Raw genomic sequence first — 21,416 nt, 5'->3', positions numbered from 1 at the left:
GGGTACCCGGGCCGGCGGACACGGCGGGGCCCGGAACAGGGGAGGCCCCGTCCACGCCCGCAGGGACGCCGAATTAGAGTGAGCCCGTGGCGACGGTGGTGAACGGGGACTGGTTCCTGCGCGGGCGCGACGGCAGGCTGAGCGTGTACGTGCCGTCGGACGCCGATGTCCGGTGCCGGGCCGAGCGCGGACCCGGCGGCCCGTGGGACCCCGCACGCGTCGTCGGCGGCGACCAGCGTCTGCACCCCGTGCTCGCCGTCGGCCGGGGCGCGGACGGCTACGCCCACCTGGTGTCCTGGCGGCCGACCGTCCCCGGGGAGTCGGGACTCGTCCACTCCACGCACTACCGGGCCCACCTCGCCGCCCTCGACTGGGTCCCGCTCGGACACCCGGACAGGACCGGCGACCGCACCGGAACCCCGGCCGTCGCCGTCGACGCACAGGGGCGGGCCCACGTCTTCGTGCGCAACAAGGGCGGCGGCGTGAGCATGCTCGGCCAGAAGGAGAAGGGCGGCTGGGGGCCCTGGCGGGACCTCGCGGGGCAGGACGTCCACACCGCCCTGACGGCCGTGACGGGGGAGTCGGGACGCGTCGAGCTGTACGCGTCCGCCCCCGGCGCGCTCCTGCACTGGCGGCAGGAGGAACCGGGCAAGCAGCCGGTCCTGGAGGACGTGACGGAGGCACCGGTGCGGCCGGGCACGCTCCGGGCGCTGGCCACCTCGCCCGAGCGCACCTCCCTCTTCTTCACCGAGGAGTCCGGGGATCTGTGCGTCTGGCGTCCCGGCACCGGCCCCGTCGCCCTGCTCGCCGCCGCGGGACCGGGCCCGGTGACGGCCGTACGCACCGAACTGGACGGCCACGACTGCACGTTGCTCGCCCAGGTCGCCGCCGACGGCCGGGTCGCCTTCGCCGCCTATCCGACCGAGGACGAGTCCGCGGGCGCCTGGTGGGCCCCCTCGGGACCCCGGCTGCCCGACGGGGCCCGGGTGTCGCTGGCCCGGGACGAGGAGGGCCGGGTGGTCGCGGCGACGCTCGCCCCGGCCGGTGAACTCCTGCTCACCCGCCGCAAGGTCGAACCGGGCCTCGCGCTGGAGGCGTGGCGGGCGGTGTGACGGCCGCGTCCCGGGACGCGGACTCCGGCCGGCCGGCCGGCCCCGGGAACGCCGTTGCCCGGCACGCCGGTCGGCGTGCCGGGCAACGTACGGGTGGAAGGTCCGGCTAGGCGGGAACGCTCGCCACGCCCGGCTCCAGGAACCTCTTGCCGTTCACCCGCTCCGAGACGCCCTCGCGGTCCAGGTACGGCGTGATGCCGCCCAGGTGGAAGGGCCAGCCGGCGCCGGTGATCAGGCAGAGGTCGATGTCCTGCGCCTCGGCGACGACACCCTCGTCGAGCATGAGCCCGATCTCCTGGGCGACGGCGTCGAGCACGCGGTCACGGACCTGCTCCTCGGTCAGGACGACGTCGCCCTGCTTCAGCAGCGCGGCGACCTCCGGGTCCAGCTCCGGCTTGAACCCGTTCTCGGCGGAGTACACGTAGAAGCCCCGCTTGCCCGCCTTGACGACCGCCGCCAGGTTCGGGGACACCGTGAACCGGTCCGGGAAGGCCCGGTTGAGGGTCTCGGAGACGTGCAGACCGATCGCGGGGCCGACCAGCTCCAGCAGGACCAGGGGAGACATCGGCAGGCCAAGGGGCTCCACCGCCTTCTCCGCGACCTCGACCGGGGTGCCCTCGTCGATGACGTTCTGGATCTCGCCCATGAAGCGGGTGAGGATGCGGTTCACGACGAACGCCGGGGCGTCCTTCACCAGAACCGCCGTCTTCTTCAGCTTCTTGGCGACGGCGAACGCCGTGGCGAGCGCGGCGTCGTCGGTCTGCTCGCCGCGCACGATCTCCAGCAGCGGGAGGATCGCGACCGGGTTGAAGAAGTGGAAGCCCACGACCCGCTCGGGGTTCTTCAGCTTCGACGCCATCTCCGAGACGGAGAGCGAGGAGGTGTTGGTGGCGAGGATCGCGTGCGCCGGGGCGACCGCCTCGACCTCCGCGAACACCTGCTGCTTGACGCCGATCTCCTCGAACACGGCCTCGATGATGAAGTCGGCGTCCGCGAAGCCCTCGGCCTTGTCCAGGACACCGCTCACCAGCGCCTTGAGGCGGTTGGCCTTGTCCTGGTTGACGCGGCCCTTGCCGAGCAGCTTGTCGATCTCGGCGTGGACGTAGCCCACACCCTTGTCGACCCGCTCCTGGTCGATGTCCGTGAGGACGACCGGGACCTCCAGGCGGCGCAGGAAGAGCAGCGCGAGCTGGGAGGCCATCAGACCGGCGCCGACGACACCGACCTTGGTGACCGGACGGGCCAGCGACTTGTCAGGCGCACCGGCCGGGCGCTTGCCGCGCTTCTGCACCAGGTTGAACGCGTAGATGCCGGCGCGCAGTTCACCGCCCATCATCAGGTCGGCGAGCGCCAGGTCCTCAGCGTCGTAACCCTGCTGGAGGTCACCGTTCTTGGCGGCGGCGATGACGTCGAGCGCGCGGTAGGCGGCCGGGGCCGCGCCGTGCACCTTGCCGTCCGCGATGGAGCGGCCCTTGGCGACGGCCTGGTCCCAGGCCTCGCCGCGGTCGATCTCCGGACGCTCGACGACGATCTCGCCCTTGAGGACGGACGCCGTCCACAGCAGCGACTGCTCCAGGAAGTCGGCACCCTCGAACAGGGCGTCGGCGATGCCCAGTTCGTAGACCTGGTGGCCCTTGAGCTGCTTGTTCTGGTTGAGCGAGTTCTCGATGATCACCGAGACGGCCTTGTCGGCGCCGATCAGGTTCGGCAGCAGGGCGCAGCCGCCCCAGCCGGGGACCAGGCCGAGGAAGACCTCGGGGAGGGAGAAGGCCGCGATGGACGCCGACACCGTGCGGTACCTGCAGTGCAGGCCGACCTCGACGCCGCCGCCCATGGCCGCGCCGTTGTAGTAGGCGAAGGTGGGGACCGCGAGGCCGGACAGACGCTTGAAGACCTCGTGGCCGCCCTTGCCGATGGCGAGCGCGTCGCCGTGGTTCTTCAGCAGCTCGACGCCCTTGAGGTCGGCGCCGACCGCGAAGATGAACGGCTTGCCGGTGAGGCCGACACCGACGATCTCGCCGGCCGCGGCCTCCTTCTCGACCTGGTCGAGCGCGGCGTTGAGGTTCGCGAGCGACTGCGGGCCGAAGGTGGTCGGCTTGGTGTGGTCGAAGCCGTTGTCCAGCGTGACGAGCGCGAAGCGCCCGGCGTTGAACGGCAGGTCGAGGTGGCGTACGTGCGCCGAGGTCACGACCTCGTCGGGGAACAGCTCGGCTGCGCCCTTCAGGAGTTCAGCGGTGGTCACTTGTCGCCTCCGGCGTCCTTGTGGTGCGGGTTCTCCCAGATCACCGTGGCGCCCATGCCGAAGCCGACGCACATGGTGGTGAGGCCGTAACGGACCTCCGGCTGCTCCTCGAACTGGCGGGCCAGCTGCGTCATCAGACGGACGCCGGAGGAGGCGAGCGGGTGGCCGAACGCGATGGCGCCGCCGTACTGGTTGACGCGCGCGTCGTCGTCCGCGATGCCGTAGTGGTCCAGGAAGGCCAGGACCTGGACGGCGAACGCCTCGTTGATCTCGAAGAGGTTGATGTCCTCGATCGAGAGGCCGGCCTTGGCGAGGGCCTTCTCGGTGGCGGGGATCGGGCCGTAGCCCATCACCTCGGGCTCGACACCCACGAAGGCGTACGAGACCAGGCGCATCCTGACCGGCAGGTCGTGCTCGCGGGCGAAGTCCTCGGACGCGATGATCGACGCGGTGGCGCCGTCGTTCAGACCGGCCGCGTTGCCCGCGGTGACCCGGCCGTGCACGCGGAACGGCGTCTTGAGGCCGGACAGGTTCTCCAGCGTGGTGCCCGGGCGCATCGGCTCGTCGGCGGTGACCAGGCCCCAGCCGGTCTCACCGACCTCCGCGTTGGTGTTGCGCACCGAGATCGGCACGAGGTCCTGCTGGATCTTGCCGTTGGCGTACGCCTTGGCGGCCTTCTCCTGCGAACGCACGGCGTACTCGTCGGCGCGCTGCTTGGTGATGTGCGGGTAGCGGTCGTGCAGGTTCTCCGCGGTCATGCCCATGAACAGGGCCGACTCGTCGACCAGCTTGTCCGACACGAACCGTGGGTTCGGGTCGACGCCCTCGCCCATCGGGTGACGGCCCATGTGCTCGACACCGCCGGCGATGACGGCGTCGTACGCGCCGAAGGCGATGGAGCCCGCGGTGGCGGTGACGGCGGTCAGGGCGCCCGCGCACATGCGGTCGATGGAGTAGCCGGGGACCGACTGGGGGAGCCCGGCGAGGATGCCGGCCGTGCGGCCGAGCGTCAGACCCTGGTCACCGATCTGCGTGGTCGCGGCGATGGCGACCTCGTCGATCTTCGCGGGGTCCAGGCCGGGGTTGCGGCGCAGCAGCTCCCGGATCGCCTTCACGACCAGGTCGTCGGCCCGGGTCTCGTGGTAGATGCCCTTCGGGCCCGCCTTGCCGAACGGGGTGCGGACGCCGTCGACGAAGACGACGTCCCTGACGGTACGAGGCACGATGGCTCTCCTCCAGATGCGGGATGGCACTGCTGCGCGGCGCATACGCCTGAGCGCGCGCTCACCCCTCATGCTACTTGCGGGTAACCATGCTGCCCAGTCCCCCGGCCGGGAGCGGCGAAGGTCACACCACCGGGGTGCCGTGGACCTCGGCGTCCCGCCGGAGGCATCCGCGGATCTTGGCGTGATCTCGACGTCGCAGAACGGCCGCACGAGGCGTCCGGCGTACGCGACGGGACGCGATCCCGGCCGGGATCGCGTCAGGCCGGGATCGCGTCAGGCCGGGATCGCGTCAGGCCTTGGCCGCGCCGGACCGCAGCGCGGCCACCAGGACCGGGGTGACCTGCTCGACCTGCCAGGGGCGCGCCCCGTGTCCGGCGAGCGCGGCCGCGACCGAGTCGGCGTCGGGCACCGCCGGCGGCTCCCAGCAGACCCGGCGCACGGTGTCGGGCGCGATCAGGTTCTCCTGCGGCATGTTCAGCTCCTCGGCGAGCGCCGACACCGCGGCCCGCGCCGCGGAGAGCCGGGCCGCGGCCTCCGGGTCCTTGTCCGCCCAGGCGCGCGGCGGCGGGGGACCGGTGACCGGCTGCCCGGGCTGCGGCAGCTCGGAGTCCGGCAGCGCCCTCGCGCGGTCCACCGCGCTCTGCCACTGCTCCAGCTGGCGCCGGCCCATGCGGTGCCCGAAGCCGTTCAGCGCGGCCAGGGCGTGCACGTTGGCGGGCAGGGACAGCGCGGCCTCGACGATCGCCGCGTCCCCGAGGACCTTGCCCGGCGAGATGTCCCGTCGCTGGGCGACCTGGTCGCGGGCCTGCCACAGTTCCCGGACGACGGCCAGCTGCCGGCGCCTGCGCACCTTGTGCATGCCGGACGTGCGGCGCCAGGGGTCCTTGCGGGGCGGTGCGGGGTCGGCCTGGGCGATCGCGTCGAACTCCTGGCGGGCCCACTCGAGCTTGCCCTGCCGGTCCAGCTCCTTCTCCAGGGCGTCCCGCAGGTCGACGAGCAGTTCGACGTCGAGCGCCGCGTAGCGCAGCCACGGCTCGGGCAGCGGACGCGTCGACCAGTCGACGGCGGAGTGCCCCTTCTCCAGGACGAAGCCAAGGACGCCCTCGACCATCGCGCCGAGCCCGACCCGGGGGAACCCGGCCAGGCGGCCGGCCAGCTCGGTGTCGAACAGGCGGGTGGGGATCATGCCTATTTCGCGCAGGCACGGCAGATCCTGGGTGGCGGCGTGCAGCACCCACTCCACTCCGGAGATCGCCTCGCCGAGCCCCGACAGGTCGGGGCAGGCCATGGGGTCGATCAGGGCGCTGCCGGCGCCCTCGCGGCGCAGCTGCACCAGATAGGCGCGCTGGCCGTATCGGTACCCGGACGCACGTTCGGCGTCCACGGCCACGGGGCCGGAGCCGGCGGCGAAGGCGGCGACCACCTCGGCGAGCGAGGCGTCGTCGGCGATCACGGGCGGAATGCCGTCCCGGGGCTCGAGCAAAGGGATCGGCGCCGGTTCGACGTCGTCCGGAGGGGCGCCTCCGGTGGTTCGCAGTGAGCTGTCTGCTGCGGTCTCTTGGGCGTCGGTCACCTGTCAAGGGTATCCGTGGATGGACGACGCCCGCCGACGGAACGTTCCGTCGGCGGGCGTCCGGGGGGCGTAAACCAGTCACCGCGGTGAAAGATCCGGTTCACGGTCGGGGAGGACCCGTCGCAGGGTCAGTGGATGATGCCGGTGCGCAGCGCCACCGCGACCATGCCGGCGCGGTCGCCCGTGCCGAGCTTGCGGGCGATCCGGGCGAGGTGGCTCTTGACGGTCAGTGCGGACAGGCCCATCGAGACGCCGATGGCCTTGTTGGACTGTCCCTCCGCGACGAGGCGGAGCACCTCGACCTCACGGCCGGACAGCTCGCGGTAGCCGCCCGGGTGGCTCGGGGCACCCGGGGGGCGGCGGTGCATGCGGGCGGCGCCGCCGAGGGGGGAGGCACCGGGGCGGTTCGGGAGCCCCAGGTTCGTCCGCGTACCGGTGACGACGTAGCCCTTCACGCCGCCCGCGAGGGCGTTGCGCACGGCGCCGATGTCGTCGGCTGCGGACAGGGCCAGGCCGTTGGGCCAGCCCGCGGCTCTGGTCTCGGACAGCAGGGTGAGCCCGCTGCCGTCGGGCAGGTGGACTTCGGCGACACAGATGTCGCGCGGGTTGCCGATTCGGGGACGGGCCTCCGCGACGGACGACGCCTCGATGACGTCGCGTACTCCGAGCGCCCACAGGTGGCGTGTGACGGTGGAACGGACCCGTGGGTCTGCCACGACCACCATGGCGGTCGGCTTGTTCGGGCGGTAGGCGACCAGGCTTGCGGGCTGCTCAAGGAGAACGGACACCAGGCCTCCTGGGGTGCGGGGACGGGGGGACCGGCTGTGGGGATGAAGCCGGGATGAACCGTGCTTTCAAGGTCACAGACGTCTTCGGCATCAAACCCGTCCGCCTTTAGAGAATGATCACGATTTAGTGAGTAACAATCCGTGCAATTCGGACACGCTATCGATCATCCGAAGATCGAACCGAGTCGCTCCGCGTCATAACGCGTCCGAAAGTGGTCGTATCGACAAAGGGACGATCAGTGGTCGGTGACACGGAGGGGCCGGCGTGCGGGCCCGGAGGGTGTGCAGCGGGAGCGGGTGCGGGCGGGGCGGGCGCAGCAAGAAGCGCACCGGCCGGGAGGCCGATGCGCTGGGACGTGCCGCGCGCGACTCAGCGGGACTGCGGACCCCGGCGCTGCGGGAGGGTGACCACCGACGCGTCGCCGGGACCGGCCGGCGGGAGCCCGGCGACCTGGCACAGCAGATCGCACCAGGCGGCGAAGTGCGCCCCCGCGTCCGGGACACCGCCCAGCCCCTCGCGCGGCGTCCACGACGCCCGGATCTCGATCTGGGAGGCGGACGGGCGCTCCGCGAGGCCACCGAAATAGTGCGAACTCGCGCGCGTGACGGTGCCGCTGGGCTCGCCGTAGGACAGCCCGCGCGCCTGCATCGCGCCGGTCAGCCACGACCAGCACACCTCGGGAAGGAGCGGGTCGGCCGCCATCTCCGGTTCCAGCTCGGCCCGGACCAGGGTCACCAGCCGGAAGGACCCCTGCCAGGCGTCGTGTCCCGCCGGGTCGTGCAGCAGGACGAGCCGGCCGTCGGCCAGATCCTCGTCGTCCTGGACGACCGCGGCCTCCAGGGCGTACGCGTAGGGCGCCAGGCGCTGCGGCGGGCGGGTCGGGTCGATCTCGATCTCCGGCCGCGGGCGCGCGGCTCTCAGCGCCTCGACGGCGGCCCGGAAGGGCGGCGGCGCCGCCGCCGTCGCATCCCCGTCCCCCTCCTTCGAGTCGTCCATTCCGCCAGCGCCGTCCGACAGTCGTCCCTGAGCCGCAGCCATGCGGGGAAGATTAAGGGGAACGGAGCCCTCGCGCAGGGAGAGACACCCGTGCGCGGCGCCACTGTCCGGATCGCGCCGCGCGAACACGCGTCCCGCGCCGTCGGCGCCCGGTGCCCGGGACGGGACGGCCGCCGGGGCGTGCGAGACTTTCCGACGTGAGTGCCAACGATCGCCGCCCCCCGGGCCAGCAGCCGACAGCCACGTACGAGTCCGCCTTCCTCAAGGCGTGCAGGCGCGAGCCCGTGCCGCACACTCCGGTGTGGTTCATGCGGCAGGCCGGGCGCTCACTCCCCGAGTACCTGAAGGTGCGCGAGGGCATCCCCATGCTGGAGTCCTGCATGCGGCCCGAGCTGGTCGCCGAGATCACCCTCCAGCCGGTCCGCCGGCACAACGTGGACGCGGCGATCTACTTCAGCGACATCGTCGTCCCCCTCAAGGCCATCGGCATCGACCTCGACATCAAGCCGGGCGTCGGCCCGGTCGTCGAGAAGCCGATCCGCACGCGCGCCGACCTCGCGCAGCTGCGCGACCTGACCCCGGAGGACGTCTCGTACGTCACCGAGGCGATCGGGCTGCTGACGGCCGAGCTGGGCGAGACCCCCCTCATCGGCTTCGCCGGTGCTCCGTTCACCCTCGCCAGCTACCTGGTGGAGGGCGGCCCGTCCAAGAACCACGAGCACACCAAGGCGCTCATGTACGGCGACCCGCAGCTGTGGGCCGACCTGCTCGACCGTCTCGCCGAGATCACCTCCGCCTTCCTCAAGGTGCAGATCGAGGCCGGCGCGAGCGCCGTCCAGCTCTTCGACTCCTGGGTCGGCGCCCTGGCGCCCGCCGACTACCGCCGCTCGGTGATGCCCGCCTCGACGAAGGTGTTCGAGTCCGTCGCCGGGTACGGCGTCCCGCGCATCCACTTCGGCGTCGGCACCGGCGAACTCCTCGGCCTCATGGGCGAGGCCGGCGCGGACGTCGTCGGCGTCGACTGGCGAGTCCCGCTCGACGAGGCCGCCCGCCGCGTCGGCCCGGGCAAGGCGCTCCAAGGCAACCTGGACCCCGCCGTCCTCTTCTCCTCGACGGAGGCCGTGGAGAGGTCGACCCGCGAGGTGCTCGACGCCGCCGCCGGTCTGGAGGGCCACGTCTTCAACCTCGGCCACGGTGTCCTGCCGACCACGGACCCGGACGCGCTGACCCGCCTCGTCGAGCACGTCCACACGCTCACCGCCCGCTGACGGCCCCTCACGCGTGCCGCGCCTGCCTGCCCCACAGCAGGCTGCGCGGCTCCGGCGGGGGCGGGGTGCCCGGCCGCAGCGGCCAGGCCAGCAGCATGCCCGCGAGGAAACCCGCCACGTGGGCCGCGTACGCGACCGTCCCGGCGTCGGAGACCCCGCCACCGGACGAGTACACCGCCTGGAGCACGAACCAGAAGCCCAGCACGATCCACGCCGGCAGCCGCAGCGGCAGGAACACCAGGAACGGGACCAGGACCCAGACCCTGGCCCTCGGATAGAGCACCAGATACGCGCCGAGGACCCCGGCGATCGCTCCGGAGGCGCCGATCAGCGGTTCCCCCGAGCCGTCGTTGAGGAGCGCGAAGCCGTACGTGGCCGCGTAGCCGCAGACGGCGTAGAACAGCGTGAACCGCACGTGCCCCAGCCGGTCCTCGATGTTGTTGCCGAAGATCAGCAGGAAGAGCATGTTGCCCAGCAGGTGCAGCCGGCTGCTGTGCAGGAACATCGCCGTCAGGACCGAGAGCGGCGGCGACTTGTCGTAGTCCGGCGGACCCACCAGGCAGCCGGGCCCCTGCGGGCCGACGCCGACGCCGCCCGTGGGCACGGTCCGCGGCAGGTGGTGGTGGATCAGCTCCTGCGGCACCGCGGCGTACTGGTCGAGGAAGGCCTGCAGATGGCACAGCTGCGCCAGTTCGCTCTGGCCCGCCACCGATCCGGCGGTGCCCGGTGTGAGGAGGAACGCGAGGACGTTGCCGGCGATCAGCGCGTACGTCACGTACGGCGTACGGCGGGCCGGGTTCACGTCATGGACGGGGATGACCACAGGGAATTACTGCCCCCGATCCGTGGGGTGAACCGGTGAACGCGTCCGTGCGCGCCCGCGTATGACTCCTCGACCGCCCGTGGCGCGGGGAAGCCGCGACGCGAGGAAGACGTGAGGACACAGGCGATGAACGAGCGAGTTACTCCTCCGATGCACGCCCTGCCCGACGGCGAGGCCGAGATCGCCCTCGTACTGCACCTGCCCTGGGAGGACCTCGCCGCGCTCGGCCAGGAGGCCGGCCGGCTCGCCGCCCGCATGCAGCGGCCGGTGACTCTCGACGAGGCCGTCAGCCACCGGCTGCGGTCGGCCCGGCCGGCCGCCCACGCGAAGCCGGCGCCCGCGCAGGCCCCGTCGATGCCGTCGGCGGCGTCCGTGTCCTCGCTGCCGGGCCGCCCGCCCGCGGAGCAGGCCCGGCAGGCCATCGAGCGGATCAACGGGACCGGGCAGCACGAGTCGGCGTGAGCCGTGCCGTCGCGGGCGGGCCGGTCCTCGGCGCGGACGGCTCCTGGGCGCGCCCGTACCCGAGGCCCGAGGCCCGGGGTACGGGCGTGGGGGTGCGTGGGCCGTCGGAGGGCCGCGGGTCCGCTGCGGCCGGCCGCGCAGTTCCCCGCGCCCCCGGGTGGGCCGTCGCCCGCGTCGCGACGGAGGTCACCGCGGTTCCCCGGGGCCCTGGGCCCGGCTGTCGCGCGGGCCCCGAGAGAAGTGACCGGGACTGCCGGGAGGCGACCCCGGGCCGGACGCGCGCCGCTCAGCCGGCGTTGTCGCGTACCGCCGCCACCGCCTTGCGGGCCGCCACCAGGACCGGGTCCCACACCGGGGAGAACGGCGGGGCGTAGCCCAGGTCGAGGGCGGTCATCTGTTCCACCGTCATGCCCGCGGTGAGCGCCACCGCGGCGACGTCGACCCGCTTGCCCGCGCCCTCGCGGCCCACGATCTGTACGCCCAGCAGGCGTCCCGTGCGGCGCTCGGCGAGCATCTTCACCGTCATGGGGGCGGCGCCCGGGTAGTAGCCCGCGCGGCTCGTCGACTCGACGGTGACCGTCTCGAACTGCAGCCCGACGCGGTGGGCGTCCTTCTCGCGCAGTCCGGTGCGGGCGATCTCCAGCTCGCACACCTTGCTCACCGCCGTGCCCACGACGCCCGGGAAGACGGCGTACCCGCCGGCCACGTTGCTGCCGATGATCTGCCCGTGCTTGTTGGCGTGCGTGCCCAGCGCGATGTGCCGCTCGCGTCCGGAGACCAGGTCGAGGACCTCGACGCAGTCGCCGCCCGCCCAGATGTTCTCGTGTCCGCGGACCCGCATGGCGAGGTCGGTGAGCAGCCCGCCGTGTTCGCCGACGGGCAGCCCGGCCGACCGGGCCGGCCCGGTCTCGGGACGTACGCCGATGCCGAGCACCACCACGTCCGCCGGGTACTCGGCGTCCTGCGTGGCGACCGCCCGGACCCGGCCTCCGCCGGCGGTGAGGATCTTGGTGACCTCGGCGTCGTTCACCATGGTGACGCCCATGCCCTCCATGGCCGTGCGCACCAGACGGCCCATGTCGGGATCGAGGGTGGACATCGGTTCCCTGCCGCGGTTGACGACCGTCACCTCGTAGCCGCGTCTGATGAGCGCCTCGGCCATCTCCACGCCGATGTAGCCCGCGCCGACGACCACCGCGCGCCGCCCCTCGGTGGCGGCCAGCGTGTCGAGCAGCGCCTGGCCGTCGTCGAGGGTCTGCACGCCGTGCACTCCGGGCGCGTCGACGCCGGGCAGGTCGGGCCGGACCGGCCGCGCGCCGGTCGCGATCACGAGCTTGTCGTACCCGGTCCACTCCTCGGCCCCGGAGTCCAGGTTCCGGGAGCGGACCCGGGCACCCGTCACGTCGATCTCCACGACCTCCGTGCGCATCCGCAGATCGATGCCGCGCTCCCGGTGCTCGTCCGGAGTGCGGGCGATCAGCCGGTCCCGGTCGGTGACGTCACCGCCCACCCAGTACGGGATGCCGCACGCCGAGAAGGAGGTGAAGTGGCCGCGCTCGAACGCCACGATCTCCAGCTCGTCCGCACCCCGCAGCCGGCGTGCCTGCGACGCGGCGGACATGCCCGCCGCGTCGCCGCCGATCACGACCAGTCGCTCTTTCCGCCGGCCGGTACCGCTCCCATGGCTCATGCTCATGCGAACACGCTACGGGGACGCGGCATTTCAGTCCCGCTCGCGTCCCTCCGTCGTGCGGGCCTGCCCGCCTTGTCCCGGCTGCTCGGGGACGGTCGGGGCGGCCGGGAGCGTTCCTGCCGCGGGTGCCGGGGCCGTCCTGCGTGACATCCGGGGCCGTACGACACGCACCCACAGCAGGACGAGCAGCGCCGCGCCAGCCAGGAAGGGGAGGACGGCGCCGAACGCGACCGCGATCCAGCGCAGCGTGGTGACGAACGCGTGCCAGCCGCCCGCGAGCGCGTCCAGGAAACCCGGATCCTCGTCCTTCCCGTCGGACTCCTTCACCGGCCTCTCGGACAGGGACAGGGTGATCGTGGCCAGACTCGTACGGTCCTTCAGGGAGGCCTGCTGCGCGAGCAGGGACTCCAGGTCGGCCTGACGGCTGCTCAGCTCGCCCTCCAGGGCGACCACGTCGCTGAGCTTGGTGGCCTCGTCCATCAGCTCGCGGATCCGGGTCACGCTGGCGCGCTGCGACTTGACGCGGCTCTCCACGTCGACGACCTGCTCGGTGACGTCCTGCGCCCTGGCCGTACGGGCGAGGAGCTTGCCGGCGCCCTCCAGTTCGTCGAGCACCTCCTCGTACCGCTCGGTGGGCACCCGCAGGATCACCCGGGTCCGCTCGCGGCCGCCGCCGTCCCGGGTCATCGTCTCGTTGCCGACGAAACCCCCCGCGTTCTCGGCCGTGGTGCGGGCGTCGGCCAGCGCGTCGGGCACGTCCTTGACCCGGACCGTCAGCGAGGCCGTGCGGATGATGTGGCTGTCGGCGGGCTTGGGCGCGGCGGTGCCCGTAGACGTGCCGCCCTTGCTCCGGTCCGCGGCGCCCCCGCCGGCGTCCCGGGCCCCCTTGCCGCCCTCCTGGGCACCCGGGGCGAACGCCTTGGAGTCGCCGTCCGAGGAACTGCCCAGGGAGTCGTCGGCGCCGCCGCACCCCGTCAGCGCGAGAGCGGCGGCGAGGAGAACTCCCGCCAGGGCCTGTACAGGTCGTACCGAGCGTCGTGTCTGCATGCGGGCATCCCCCGGGTGTGTCGTGATGACTGACGCTCCTTCGACGCCCGGACCGGCCGGGACGTTGGGATGATCCGGTTCCGATGCGGTCACGGAAAGGACTCGCGCAGGACACCGGCCTCGGGGCGGGACCGCCGGCGGGGTCTGAGAGGGTGGAGGCATGCGTGCACAGGACACTCGTACCGGTTCGGGACAGGCCGTCGTCGTCGGCGGCGGGATCGCGGGACTGGCGGCGGCGCACCGCCTGCTGGACACCGGTGTGCGCGTGACCGTCCTGGAGGCGTCGGACCGTGTGGGCGGCAAACTGCTGCCCGGCGAGATCGCGGGCGCGCGGGTCGACCTCGGCGCCGAGTCGATGCTCGCGCGCCGCCCGGAGGCCGTCGCCCTCGCCCGCGAGGTGGGCCTGGCGGACCGGCTGGGGCCGCCCGCCACCGCGACGGCCTCGGTCTGGACCCGCGGCGCCCTGCGCCCCATGCCCAAGGGGCATGTCATGGGTGTCCCCGGCACCGCCGCCGCCCTCGCCGGACTCCTCTCGGACGAGGGACTGCGCCGCATCGGGCGCGACGCCGACCTGCCGCGCACGGAGATCGGCGACGACGTCGCGGTCGGCGCCCACGTCGCCGAGCGGCTCGGCCGGGAGGTCGTGGACCGCCTGGTGGAACCGCTGCTCGGCGGGGTCTACGCGGGCGACGCGTACCGCATCTCGATGCGCTCCGCCGTCCCGCAGCTCTTCCGGGCCGCCCGCACGCACGACTCGCTCACCGAGGCCGTCCGGGACATCCAGGACAAGGCGGCCGCCGACAGCCGGACCGGCCCCGTGTTCATGGGCATCAGGGGCGGCGTCGGGCAACTGCCCCTCGCGGTCGCCGAGTCGGTCCGCGCCCGGGGCGGTGAGATCGTCACCGGCGCACCGGTGACCGAGCTGCGCCGCACCGGCCCGCGGGGCCGGCCGGACGCCGGCTGGCGGATCACCGCCGGCGACCGGGTCCTGCACGCCGACGCCGTCGTGCTCGCCCTGCCCGCGCCGGCCGCCGCCGCCCTGCTGCGCGCCGAGGCACCCGCGGCCGCGGCCGAGCTGGCCGCCGTCGAGTACGCGTCCATGGCGCTCATCACCCTCGCCTACCGCCGCGCCGACGTCACCCTCCCCGAGGGGAGCGGTTTCCTGGTGCCGCCGGTCGACGGGCGCACCATCAAGGCGTCCACGTTCGCCTCCCAGAAGTGGGGCTGGATCGACGAGGAGAACCCGGACCTGCTCGTCGTGCGGACCTCCGTCGGCCGGTACGGGGAGAGCGAGGTGCTCGACCGGGACGACGAGGACCTCGTCGGCGTCTCCCGGCACGACCTGCGGGAGGCCACCGGCCTGACCGCCGCCCCCGTCGCCGGCCGCGTCACCCGCTGGTACGACGGCCTGCCGCAGTACCCGGTCGGGCACCACGCGCGCGTGGCCCGCGTCCGCGAGCACGTCGCCGGGCTGCCCGGCCTCGCCGTCTGCGGCGCGGCGTACGACGGCGTCGGCATCCCGGCGTGCATCGCGAGCGCGTACGCGGCGGTGGACGCGCTGCGGGGCGACCGCGCCGGACTGGACGCGCTGACCGCGAACCCGGTGCAGAGTCTGCACGGCGGCGCGGGAGAATAGCCCCATGAGTGACGACGCCCCCGCCAAGATCCCGAACAAGGGCAAGCTGGCCAAGGACCTCAACGAGGTCATCCGCTACACGCTGTGGTCCGTCTTCAAGCTCCGTGACGCCCTCCCCGAGGACCGCGCGGGCTACGCCGACGAGGTCCAGGAGCTCTTCGACCAGCTCGCCGCCAAGGACGTGACCGTCCGCGGTACGTACGACGTGTCCGGACTGCGCGCCGACGCGGACCTGATGATCTGGTGGCACGCCGAGACCAGCGACCAGCTCCAGGAGGCGTACAACCTCTTCCGCCGCACCCGGCTGGGCCGCGCCCTGGAGCCGGTGTGGTCGAACATGGCGCTGCACCGCCCCGCCGAGTTCAACCGCTCGCACATCCCGGCGTTCCTCGCCGACGAGACGCCCCGGAACTACATCAGCGTCTACCCGTTCGTGCGCTCCTACGACTGGTACCTGCTGCCCGACGAGGACCGCCGCCGCATGCTCGCCGACCACGGCAAGATGGCCCGCGGCTACCCGGACGTGCGGGCCAACACCGTCGCGTCGTTCTCCCTCGGCGACTACGAGTGGATCCTCGCCTTCGAGGCCGACGAGCTGTACCGCATCGTCGACCTCATGCGGCACCTGCGCGCCTCCGAGGCCCGGATGCACGTCCGTGAAGAGGTCCCGTTCTACACGGGCCGCCGCAAGGACGTCGCCGAGCTGGTCGCCGGTCTCGCCTGACCGGCGCGTCCGCGGCTGCCGGGGGGGCCGCCCACGCGCGGTCACCCGGCGGCACCGGCGCCGGCTCGGCACGGGGGGCGCAGTCCGCGCCCCCTCCGGGGCCCGGCCGTCCAGCAGGTGCGCCTACAGACAGGCCCAGTACTAGGCCGTGTCCGCAAAGTCCCGCCTGTTCCGCGACGCCTGGCACGCACTCTCGCCGCACCGGGCGAAGCCCCAAGTACGTCCAGTACGAGGGTCTCCGCCCGGCACGGCGAGAGCATGCACCAGACGCCGCGGAACCCGCCCTCCGGGCGGACGACGAGACTTTGCGGACACGACCTAGCCGTGGGCGAAGGCGGCGCGCAGCTCCGGCTCGCGGATCGCGCGGATGCCCCGCACGGCCACGGCGGCCAGGTACGTACGGTCGTCCCCCGTGCCAGAGGGACACCGGGTCAGCGCGCCCAGCAGCCGCTGTCCGGCCGGGGAGGCCCAGCGGGTGTACGGGTGGATCTCGATCCGGGCGATGGCGAGGCAGCTCAAGGCCAGGACGAGGGGGAGCGCGAACCAGAGGGCGATCAGACTCCGGTCCTCGCCGGCCGGTCCTGGCAGCAGCAGTGCGGCGGCGCCCAGCGCGAGGACGGCCGCAGCGGCCGCCCGGACCTGGCGGACGCCGCCGGCCACGCTCGTACGGGCCCCGTCCGGCACGGCGAGCCCGGCCGCGACGAGGCGGTCGGCGAGTCCGCGCACCGCGTCGGCCGCCGCGGTGGTCCGCCGCACCGGCGCTATCCGGGACTGTCCCCGCGGGCCTATCGCGCCCAGCACCGAACGCTCCATGTCGTCCCGCCCGTCCGGGTCCACGACGGTCGCCCAGCCGGTGTGCGCGAGCAGCAGCCGGCGCTGGCGGGCCATCGACACCAGGGTGAGATCGGCGACCCGCTCCGGCCCGCCGGACAGGAACGCGGCCTCGTACAGCGTCAGTTCGTGCCCGCGGCCCGCCTGCTCGTCGACGGCCGCCGCGTGTACGGCGGCCAGGCACAGCCGGGTGCAGGCCGACCCGGTCGCGACCCAGGCGAGGAGCAGAAGCAGGACCCAGAACATGGCGTTTTTCTACGCGACACGGGCTGAGGAGCGCCACACCTTATTCACGATGCGGACGCCGTGCCGTCCTCGCCGTCCTCCGGGGGCCTCGGGCTGGACGCGGCCGGGGGCAGCGGGTAGCCCGGGGAGGGGCTCACCGGGACGGGCGGCCTGGCGGAGGCCGTGGGGCCGGGCGGGGCGGGGGAGTCGGTGAGCGGGGGCGGGGCGGCGGTGGCGGCGTCCTCGGCGAGGGCGTCGAAGTCGACGTACCCGGTGGCCTCGAGGACCTTGATGTGGTCGAGCACGGTGGTGTTCGCGTCGTCGGCGAGGTCGCGCACGAGGGAGTTGCGGGTGCTCGCGCGGACCTGGGCGACCACCGAGAAGACCTTGCCGTGGGCCCTGCGGAGGATGTTCGCGAACTCCCGGTCGTATTCCGCGCCGTGGGCGGCGTCCAGCGTGGCCAGCCACTCGCGCTGCTGCGGGTTGGGCTGGTTGGGCAGTTCGAGGCCGAGCCGCGCGGCGACGTTGCGGACGCGGGCGTCGAGGAAGGTGTGGCCCTCGATGAGGTGCCCGCCCGCGGTCCGTACGGCCTGGGTGGTACCGCGCTCCTGCGCCTGCTGGCCCGCGGGCAGTTCCCAGAGGCCGGCCAGCCGGACCTTCGTGATGAACTCCCGGTCCAGCCCGGACAGCGGGCCGAACCGCGTCGACACGGTCTGCGCGTTCAGGGTGTCCAGGCCGGTGCCGGAGCGGTCGGCGTACGACCAGACCGGGAAGACCAGCGCGACGAGGGTCGCCGTCAGGCCCGCGACGACGAGCCCGGTTCCGTCGGCCAGTCCTTTGCGGTTGATGGATCGCATGGTGCCTCCTGTTGCGGCACCGCACGCTAGTGCGCTTCGGGTGCGGATTGGCATATTACTGCCGTCCGTACGCCAACTGCCCTGCAGGAGGAACGGGTTCCGCGGCGGCGCGCGGGTGCCGGACGTGGGGGATATGTCCACCCCCACATCACCGCGAGAGGGGTCGAATCGCAGACGGGCCGGGGCAAGGGTGTCGGTCCGGGCACACCCGGTGACCCTCCCCGTCGGGCGCCGCCAGGACGGCGGCGGATCAGCGGCGCAGCAGGACGCGCCGGGTGGCCCGGGCCAGGCGGGCCGTCGGGCGTTCGGAGCGCGGCGCCGGCCCGGACCGGTCCAGCCACCAGTCGCGCAGCCGGCGCCGGGCCTCCGCGTCCTCGGGGCGCCCGGCGAGCAGCAGGTGCTCGGCGTAGTCCAGGGCGTCCCGCCGGTAACCGCCGGTCATGGGGTGCCGCTGCGCGTACGCGAGGAAGGCGGGCCGGTACGTGTCGCCGAGGATCCGGGGCAGCTCCGGGGCGACCTTGGCGACCACGTCCGCGCGCTTCGCGGCGAGCGCCCTGGCCTGTACGCCCATCCGCACCCGGTCGAATCCCTCGGGGACCGGGGTGCCCGCGACGAGCGCCGAGAGCAGCGCGGCCTGCGCGAGCGCGAGCCGCTGCCGGGCGGCGCCGTCGGCCTCGTCGGCGGAGCCGACGCTCTCGCCGCAGGCGACAACCTGCTCGGCGGGCTCGGCGGGCTCGGCGGCGGTGACGCCGGATTCGGCGGAGGTCGCCGCCGGCCCGGCGGGGACCGCCGGCTCCGAGGCGGGTGTCCGGGCGGCTCCGGTCCCGGTGGAGGCCGCCGGCTCCAAGACGGGTGTCCGCGCGGCTCCGGAGCCGGCCGCCCGGGGGGCCGCCGTGCGCAGCGTCTCCCGGATCGCCGTCAGTTCCCGCTCCAGCTCCCCGGGAGCGGGGAAGTTCTCGTCGCGCTCCAGCAGGACTCCGGGCGGGGAGACCCGGGAGGCGAGGTCGGCGAGGATGTCGAGGACCGGCCGGGGGACGGGGTGGGCGTGGCTGTCGTGCCAGACGCCGTCGCGCTCGAAGCCGCCCGCGACATGCACGTAGGCGATGGCCTCGACCGGGAGTTCGTCCAGCGCCTTCGCGGGGTCCTCGCCGCGGTTGACGTGGTTGGTGTGGAGGTTCGCGACGTCGATCAGCAGCCGTACGCCGGTGCGGTCGGCGAGGTCGTAGAGAAACTGCCCCTCGGTCATCTCCTCGCCGGGCCAGGAGATCAGCGCCGCGATGTTCTCGACGGCGAGCGGAACGGGCAGCGCGGCCTGAGCGGCGCGGATGTTCTCGCACAGGACGTCCAGCGCGTCCCGGGTGCGGGGGACGGGCAGCAGATGGCCCGCCTCCAGCAGCGGGGACGCGGTGAGCGGGCCGCCCGCGCGCACGAAGGCGATGTGCTCCGTGACGAGCGGCGCGCCCAGCGCCTGTGCCCGCTCGGCGAGCGCGGTGAGCCGGGACTCGTCCGGGCGGTCCGCGCCGCCGAGGCCCAGCGAGACCCCGTGCGGCACCACCGTCACCCCGCGCTCGCGCAGCCGCAGCAGTGAGGCGGGAAGGTGCCCGGGGCACACGTTCTCCGCGACGGCCTCGACCCAGTCGATGCCGGGCATGCGCTCGACGGCGTCCGCGATCTCCGGGCGCCACCCGATCCCCGTCCCCAGCTGCTGCATGTCCCTGCCCCCTTCTGCGTCACGTCACGTCCCGACCGGACCCTGCGTGCCGTCTGTTCACGACGCCCCCCGCGGCGGACCGGTGTTCCGGCGTGACGGGGTGATGGCCCCGGAAACCGGGGCCCAACCCGCCGGAGGGGACCTTCAGAGCAACATTTGAGGTTCTGAAGGTCCCCTCCGGGCGGGCTCGCTGTAGGTCAGCCCACCTCGCCGGCCGGATCGCCGCTGGGCTCCGGACGGTTCGTGTTGACCTCCCCCGGGGCCGCGGGCGACGGGCTCGACGACACGTCGACAGGGCCGGACGGCTCCGCGGGCGGCACCGGGGCCGGGGACGCCCCCACGCTGGGCGGCGGCGGTCCCGTCGGGCTGGCGGTCGACCCGGCCGCCGTGTCGTTGGCGATGGCGTCGAAGTCGACGTCACCCGTCTTCTCCAGCACCGTGATGTGGTCGAGCACGGTCTGGTTGGCGTCCGAGGCGAGCTGCCGCACCAACGTGTTGCGGGTGCTGTTGCGCACCGCGCCGATCGCCGGAAAGATCTTGCCGTGCGCGGACCGCAGGAGGTTCGCGAACTTGCGCTCGTAGTCCTTGCCCTGAGCTGCCGTCAGCTCGTCCAGCCAGCCCTGCTGCTGCTCGTTCGGCTGGTTCGGCAGCTCGACGCCGAGCTGGGCCGCGATGATCCGTACCCGCTTGTCGAGGTCGGTGTGGCCGACGATCAGGTGATCGCCCGCCTCCTTGATCGCCTTCGTGGGAGCCCGCTCGATCGCCTGCTGCCCGGCCGGGAGTTCCCAGAGCCCGGCCAGCCGTACGCGCACGATCAGGTCGCGGTCGGAGGCGGAGAGGGGACCCCAGCGGGTGTTCACCGTCCCGGCCGCCAGATTCGACGGACCCGTGCCCGAGCGGTCGGCGTACGACCACACGGGGAACGCGAGCGCGCCCACGGTGGCGACGAGCGCCGCGATGACAAGGGCCGTACCGTTGATACGCCGCAAATGAGCCTCCCGGGGAAAACCAACTGGTCGTTGGGAACCTGTGCTTGGCCAGCGCCAGGAGGTACGTACGGGACGGCTGTGCTGTTCAATCGCCCCGGCGAAGTGCCGGATCTTTGCGGAAGAGGGGGTCAGCGGCGCAGCGCGGGGTGGTCGGCGACCACCGTGCACGACCCCGGCGCGATCTCGGTGAAGCCCGCGTCGCGCACCAGCGGCAGCCCGGAGGCGGTCAGTCCGCTCCACGCGGCGGGCTCGGCCGTACGGACCGCGAGCGGGAAGCCCGCGTCGCGCCAGGCGGCCCGCTCCTCCTCCGACAGCTCCCACCAGGCCAGCTGGGCCCCGTGCCCCGCCTGGGCCATCGCCTTGCCGGCCGACATGTCCAGGTCCGGGCTCAGCCAGAGCACGGGCGCCGTCGGGTCCGCGTCCACCGGGGGCTCCGGGTCCTCGAGGTCCGTGCCGGAGACCTGGAGGCGGGCCAGTTCCTTGGGCCAGCCGTCCAGCGGGACCGGCGGGAACACGCGGACCTCGGCGGACTTGCCGGTCACCGTGATGCCGGGCAGCGCCTCGGCCCGCCGCCACTCCGCGCCGCGCGCCCGGCGCACCACCTTGCGGATCCGGGCGTCCTGCCAGTCCCGCACGCGCTGCGCCCACTCCCCGTCCCCGAGCGACCGCTCGTCGCTCAGGACCGTCAGCACGGCGCGCGCCGCCGTCTCCAGCGCGTCCGTACGCGCCGGGGGAGCGGTCTTCTCGATGCGGACGACCAGGGGCAGCACGAACTGCGCCGCCTCGTCGCGCGCCGTGCGCTCGGAACGGAAGGGACTGCCGCCGGACGGCGCGGGGTCGACGGGGCTCGGATCACTGGTCACGCCGTCCAGTCTGCCAGGCGCAAGATCGGCCCCTGTGGGGCGGTTGTGCCCGCGGGCGGGACGCGGCACTCGTCGGGCCGGTCCCGCCGGAACCGGTCAGCCCGAGCAGGCGGTGCGCTGCGCCTCCTGCCACTCGCAGACGGGGCACAGCGTGGCCCCCTTGTACGACTCCGGGTACTCGGTCGGCTTCCGGCACAGCACGCACTCGGCGAACGGCGGCCCGTCCGCCGCAGGCACCGGGTCGACGGCCCGCTCCGGGCCCGATCTCCGGTCCGCGCCGGTGTCGCAGTAGTCGCTCATGCCTCCAGCGTAGGCCGGGCCCGCCCGCAACCGTCCGCCCCGCCGGAAC

At 73.6% G+C, this 21,416-nt stretch carries 19 protein-coding genes; 5 read left to right on the top strand and 14 right to left on the bottom strand.

Features of this window, described 5'->3' with window-relative positions:
* Positions 1 to 98 precede the first annotated feature (98 nt).
* Positions 99 to 1,112 (top strand): PLL family lectin, encoded by a 1,014-nt coding sequence (locus AC069T_RS28180; protein WP_478785420.1) that lies wholly within the window; start codon positions 99 to 101, stop codon positions 1,110 to 1,112.
* A 106-nt stretch (positions 1,113 to 1,218) separates the two neighbouring features.
* Here the strand turns inward: AC069T_RS28180 and AC069T_RS28175 are convergent, their stop codons facing one another.
* The 5 genes from AC069T_RS28175 to AC069T_RS28155 form a co-directional block, all read right to left on the bottom strand.
* Positions 1,219 to 3,354: a 3-hydroxyacyl-CoA dehydrogenase NAD-binding domain-containing protein gene (locus AC069T_RS28175; RefSeq protein ID WP_478785414.1), complete on the bottom strand. Its 2,136-nt coding sequence runs from the start codon at positions 3,352 to 3,354 to the stop codon at positions 1,219 to 1,221.
* Positions 3,351 to 4,577, bottom strand: coding sequence for a thiolase family protein (locus AC069T_RS28170; RefSeq protein ID WP_358853110.1), 1,227 nt, complete (start codon positions 4,575 to 4,577; stop codon positions 3,351 to 3,353). Before AC069T_RS28170 ends, AC069T_RS28175 begins: the two co-directional genes overlap by 4 nt.
* A 292-nt stretch (positions 4,578 to 4,869) precedes the next feature.
* The gene (locus AC069T_RS28165; RefSeq protein ID WP_478785413.1) at positions 4,870 to 6,153 is read right to left on the bottom strand and encodes an HRDC domain-containing protein; all 1,284 of its coding nucleotides are present in this window, start codon (positions 6,151 to 6,153) and stop codon (positions 4,870 to 4,872) included.
* 128 nt (positions 6,154 to 6,281) lie between these two features.
* Positions 6,282 to 6,941: a helix-turn-helix transcriptional regulator gene (locus AC069T_RS28160; RefSeq protein WP_478785412.1), complete on the bottom strand. Its 660-nt coding sequence runs from the start codon at positions 6,939 to 6,941 to the stop codon at positions 6,282 to 6,284.
* A 370-nt stretch (positions 6,942 to 7,311) separates the two neighbouring features.
* Positions 7,312 to 7,980, bottom strand: a complete 669-nt coding sequence (locus AC069T_RS28155; RefSeq protein ID WP_478785411.1) for a DUF3000 domain-containing protein — start codon at positions 7,978 to 7,980, stop codon at positions 7,312 to 7,314.
* A 155-nt stretch (positions 7,981 to 8,135) separates the two neighbouring features.
* Here AC069T_RS28155 and hemE point away from each other — a divergent pair, with 155 nt between their 5' ends.
* Positions 8,136 to 9,206, top strand: coding sequence for a uroporphyrinogen decarboxylase (gene hemE / locus AC069T_RS28150; RefSeq protein WP_478785410.1), 1,071 nt, complete (start codon positions 8,136 to 8,138; stop codon positions 9,204 to 9,206).
* 7 nt (positions 9,207 to 9,213) lie between these two features.
* Here hemE and AC069T_RS28145 read toward each other — a convergent pair whose 3' ends face one another.
* Positions 9,214 to 10,029, bottom strand: coding sequence for a rhomboid family intramembrane serine protease (locus AC069T_RS28145; protein WP_478785409.1), 816 nt, complete (start codon positions 10,027 to 10,029; stop codon positions 9,214 to 9,216).
* 126 nt (positions 10,030 to 10,155) lie between these two features.
* On the opposite strand from AC069T_RS28145, the gene AC069T_RS28140 reads away from it, so the two are divergent.
* Positions 10,156 to 10,491 (top strand): hypothetical protein, encoded by a 336-nt coding sequence (locus tag AC069T_RS28140; protein ID WP_476750008.1) that lies wholly within the window; start codon positions 10,156 to 10,158, stop codon positions 10,489 to 10,491.
* A gap of 286 nt (positions 10,492 to 10,777) precedes the next feature.
* On the opposite strand, the gene AC069T_RS28135 is transcribed toward AC069T_RS28140, so the two are convergent.
* Positions 10,778 to 12,187: an FAD-dependent oxidoreductase gene (locus AC069T_RS28135; RefSeq protein WP_478785408.1), complete on the bottom strand. Its 1,410-nt coding sequence runs from the start codon at positions 12,185 to 12,187 to the stop codon at positions 10,778 to 10,780.
* A gap of 27 nt (positions 12,188 to 12,214) precedes the next feature.
* Positions 12,215 to 13,231 (bottom strand): DUF4349 domain-containing protein, encoded by a 1,017-nt coding sequence (locus AC069T_RS28130; protein ID WP_478785407.1) that lies wholly within the window; start codon positions 13,229 to 13,231, stop codon positions 12,215 to 12,217.
* Between the two features lie 160 nt (positions 13,232 to 13,391).
* Between AC069T_RS28130 and hemG the strand changes: the two genes are divergently transcribed.
* The gene (gene hemG / locus AC069T_RS28125) at positions 13,392 to 14,867 is read left to right on the top strand and encodes a protoporphyrinogen oxidase (RefSeq protein WP_478785406.1); all 1,476 of its coding nucleotides are present in this window, start codon (positions 13,392 to 13,394) and stop codon (positions 14,865 to 14,867) included.
* A gap of 4 nt (positions 14,868 to 14,871) precedes the next feature.
* Positions 14,872 to 15,591, top strand: coding sequence for a hydrogen peroxide-dependent heme synthase (gene hemQ / locus AC069T_RS28120; RefSeq protein ID WP_358853119.1), 720 nt, complete (start codon positions 14,872 to 14,874; stop codon positions 15,589 to 15,591).
* A 318-nt stretch (positions 15,592 to 15,909) separates the two neighbouring features.
* On the opposite strand, the gene AC069T_RS28115 is transcribed toward hemQ, so the two are convergent.
* From AC069T_RS28115 to AC069T_RS28090, 6 genes are all read right to left on the bottom strand, one after another.
* The gene (locus AC069T_RS28115; RefSeq protein WP_478785405.1) at positions 15,910 to 16,668 is read right to left on the bottom strand and encodes a TIGR04222 domain-containing membrane protein; all 759 of its coding nucleotides are present in this window, start codon (positions 16,666 to 16,668) and stop codon (positions 15,910 to 15,912) included.
* 44 nt (positions 16,669 to 16,712) lie between these two features.
* Complete coding sequence (locus AC069T_RS28110) at positions 16,713 to 17,504, bottom strand: DUF4142 domain-containing protein (RefSeq protein ID WP_478785404.1); 792 nt, start codon at positions 17,502 to 17,504, stop codon at positions 16,713 to 16,715.
* A 250-nt stretch (positions 17,505 to 17,754) separates the two neighbouring features.
* The gene (locus tag AC069T_RS28105; RefSeq protein ID WP_478785403.1) at positions 17,755 to 19,215 is read right to left on the bottom strand and encodes a multinuclear nonheme iron-dependent oxidase; all 1,461 of its coding nucleotides are present in this window, start codon (positions 19,213 to 19,215) and stop codon (positions 17,755 to 17,757) included.
* 197 nt (positions 19,216 to 19,412) lie between these two features.
* Positions 19,413 to 20,204 carry a DUF4142 domain-containing protein gene (locus tag AC069T_RS28100; protein WP_478785402.1) on the bottom strand — a complete coding sequence of 264 codons (792 nt, stop codon included), beginning with the start codon at positions 20,202 to 20,204 and terminating at the stop codon, positions 19,413 to 19,415.
* A gap of 128 nt (positions 20,205 to 20,332) precedes the next feature.
* The gene (locus AC069T_RS28095; protein WP_478785401.1) at positions 20,333 to 21,067 is read right to left on the bottom strand and encodes a peptidyl-tRNA hydrolase; all 735 of its coding nucleotides are present in this window, start codon (positions 21,065 to 21,067) and stop codon (positions 20,333 to 20,335) included.
* A gap of 96 nt (positions 21,068 to 21,163) precedes the next feature.
* The gene (locus AC069T_RS28090; RefSeq protein ID WP_478785400.1) at positions 21,164 to 21,367 is read right to left on the bottom strand and encodes a hypothetical protein; all 204 of its coding nucleotides are present in this window, start codon (positions 21,365 to 21,367) and stop codon (positions 21,164 to 21,166) included.
* Between the last annotated feature and the right edge of the window lie 49 nt (positions 21,368 to 21,416).

The sequence above is a fragment of the Streptomyces sp. NPDC043867 genome (assembly GCF_056435845.1).
Note: the sequence above shows the minus strand (reverse complement) of the source record. Positions and strands in the feature narration are given on the sequence as shown.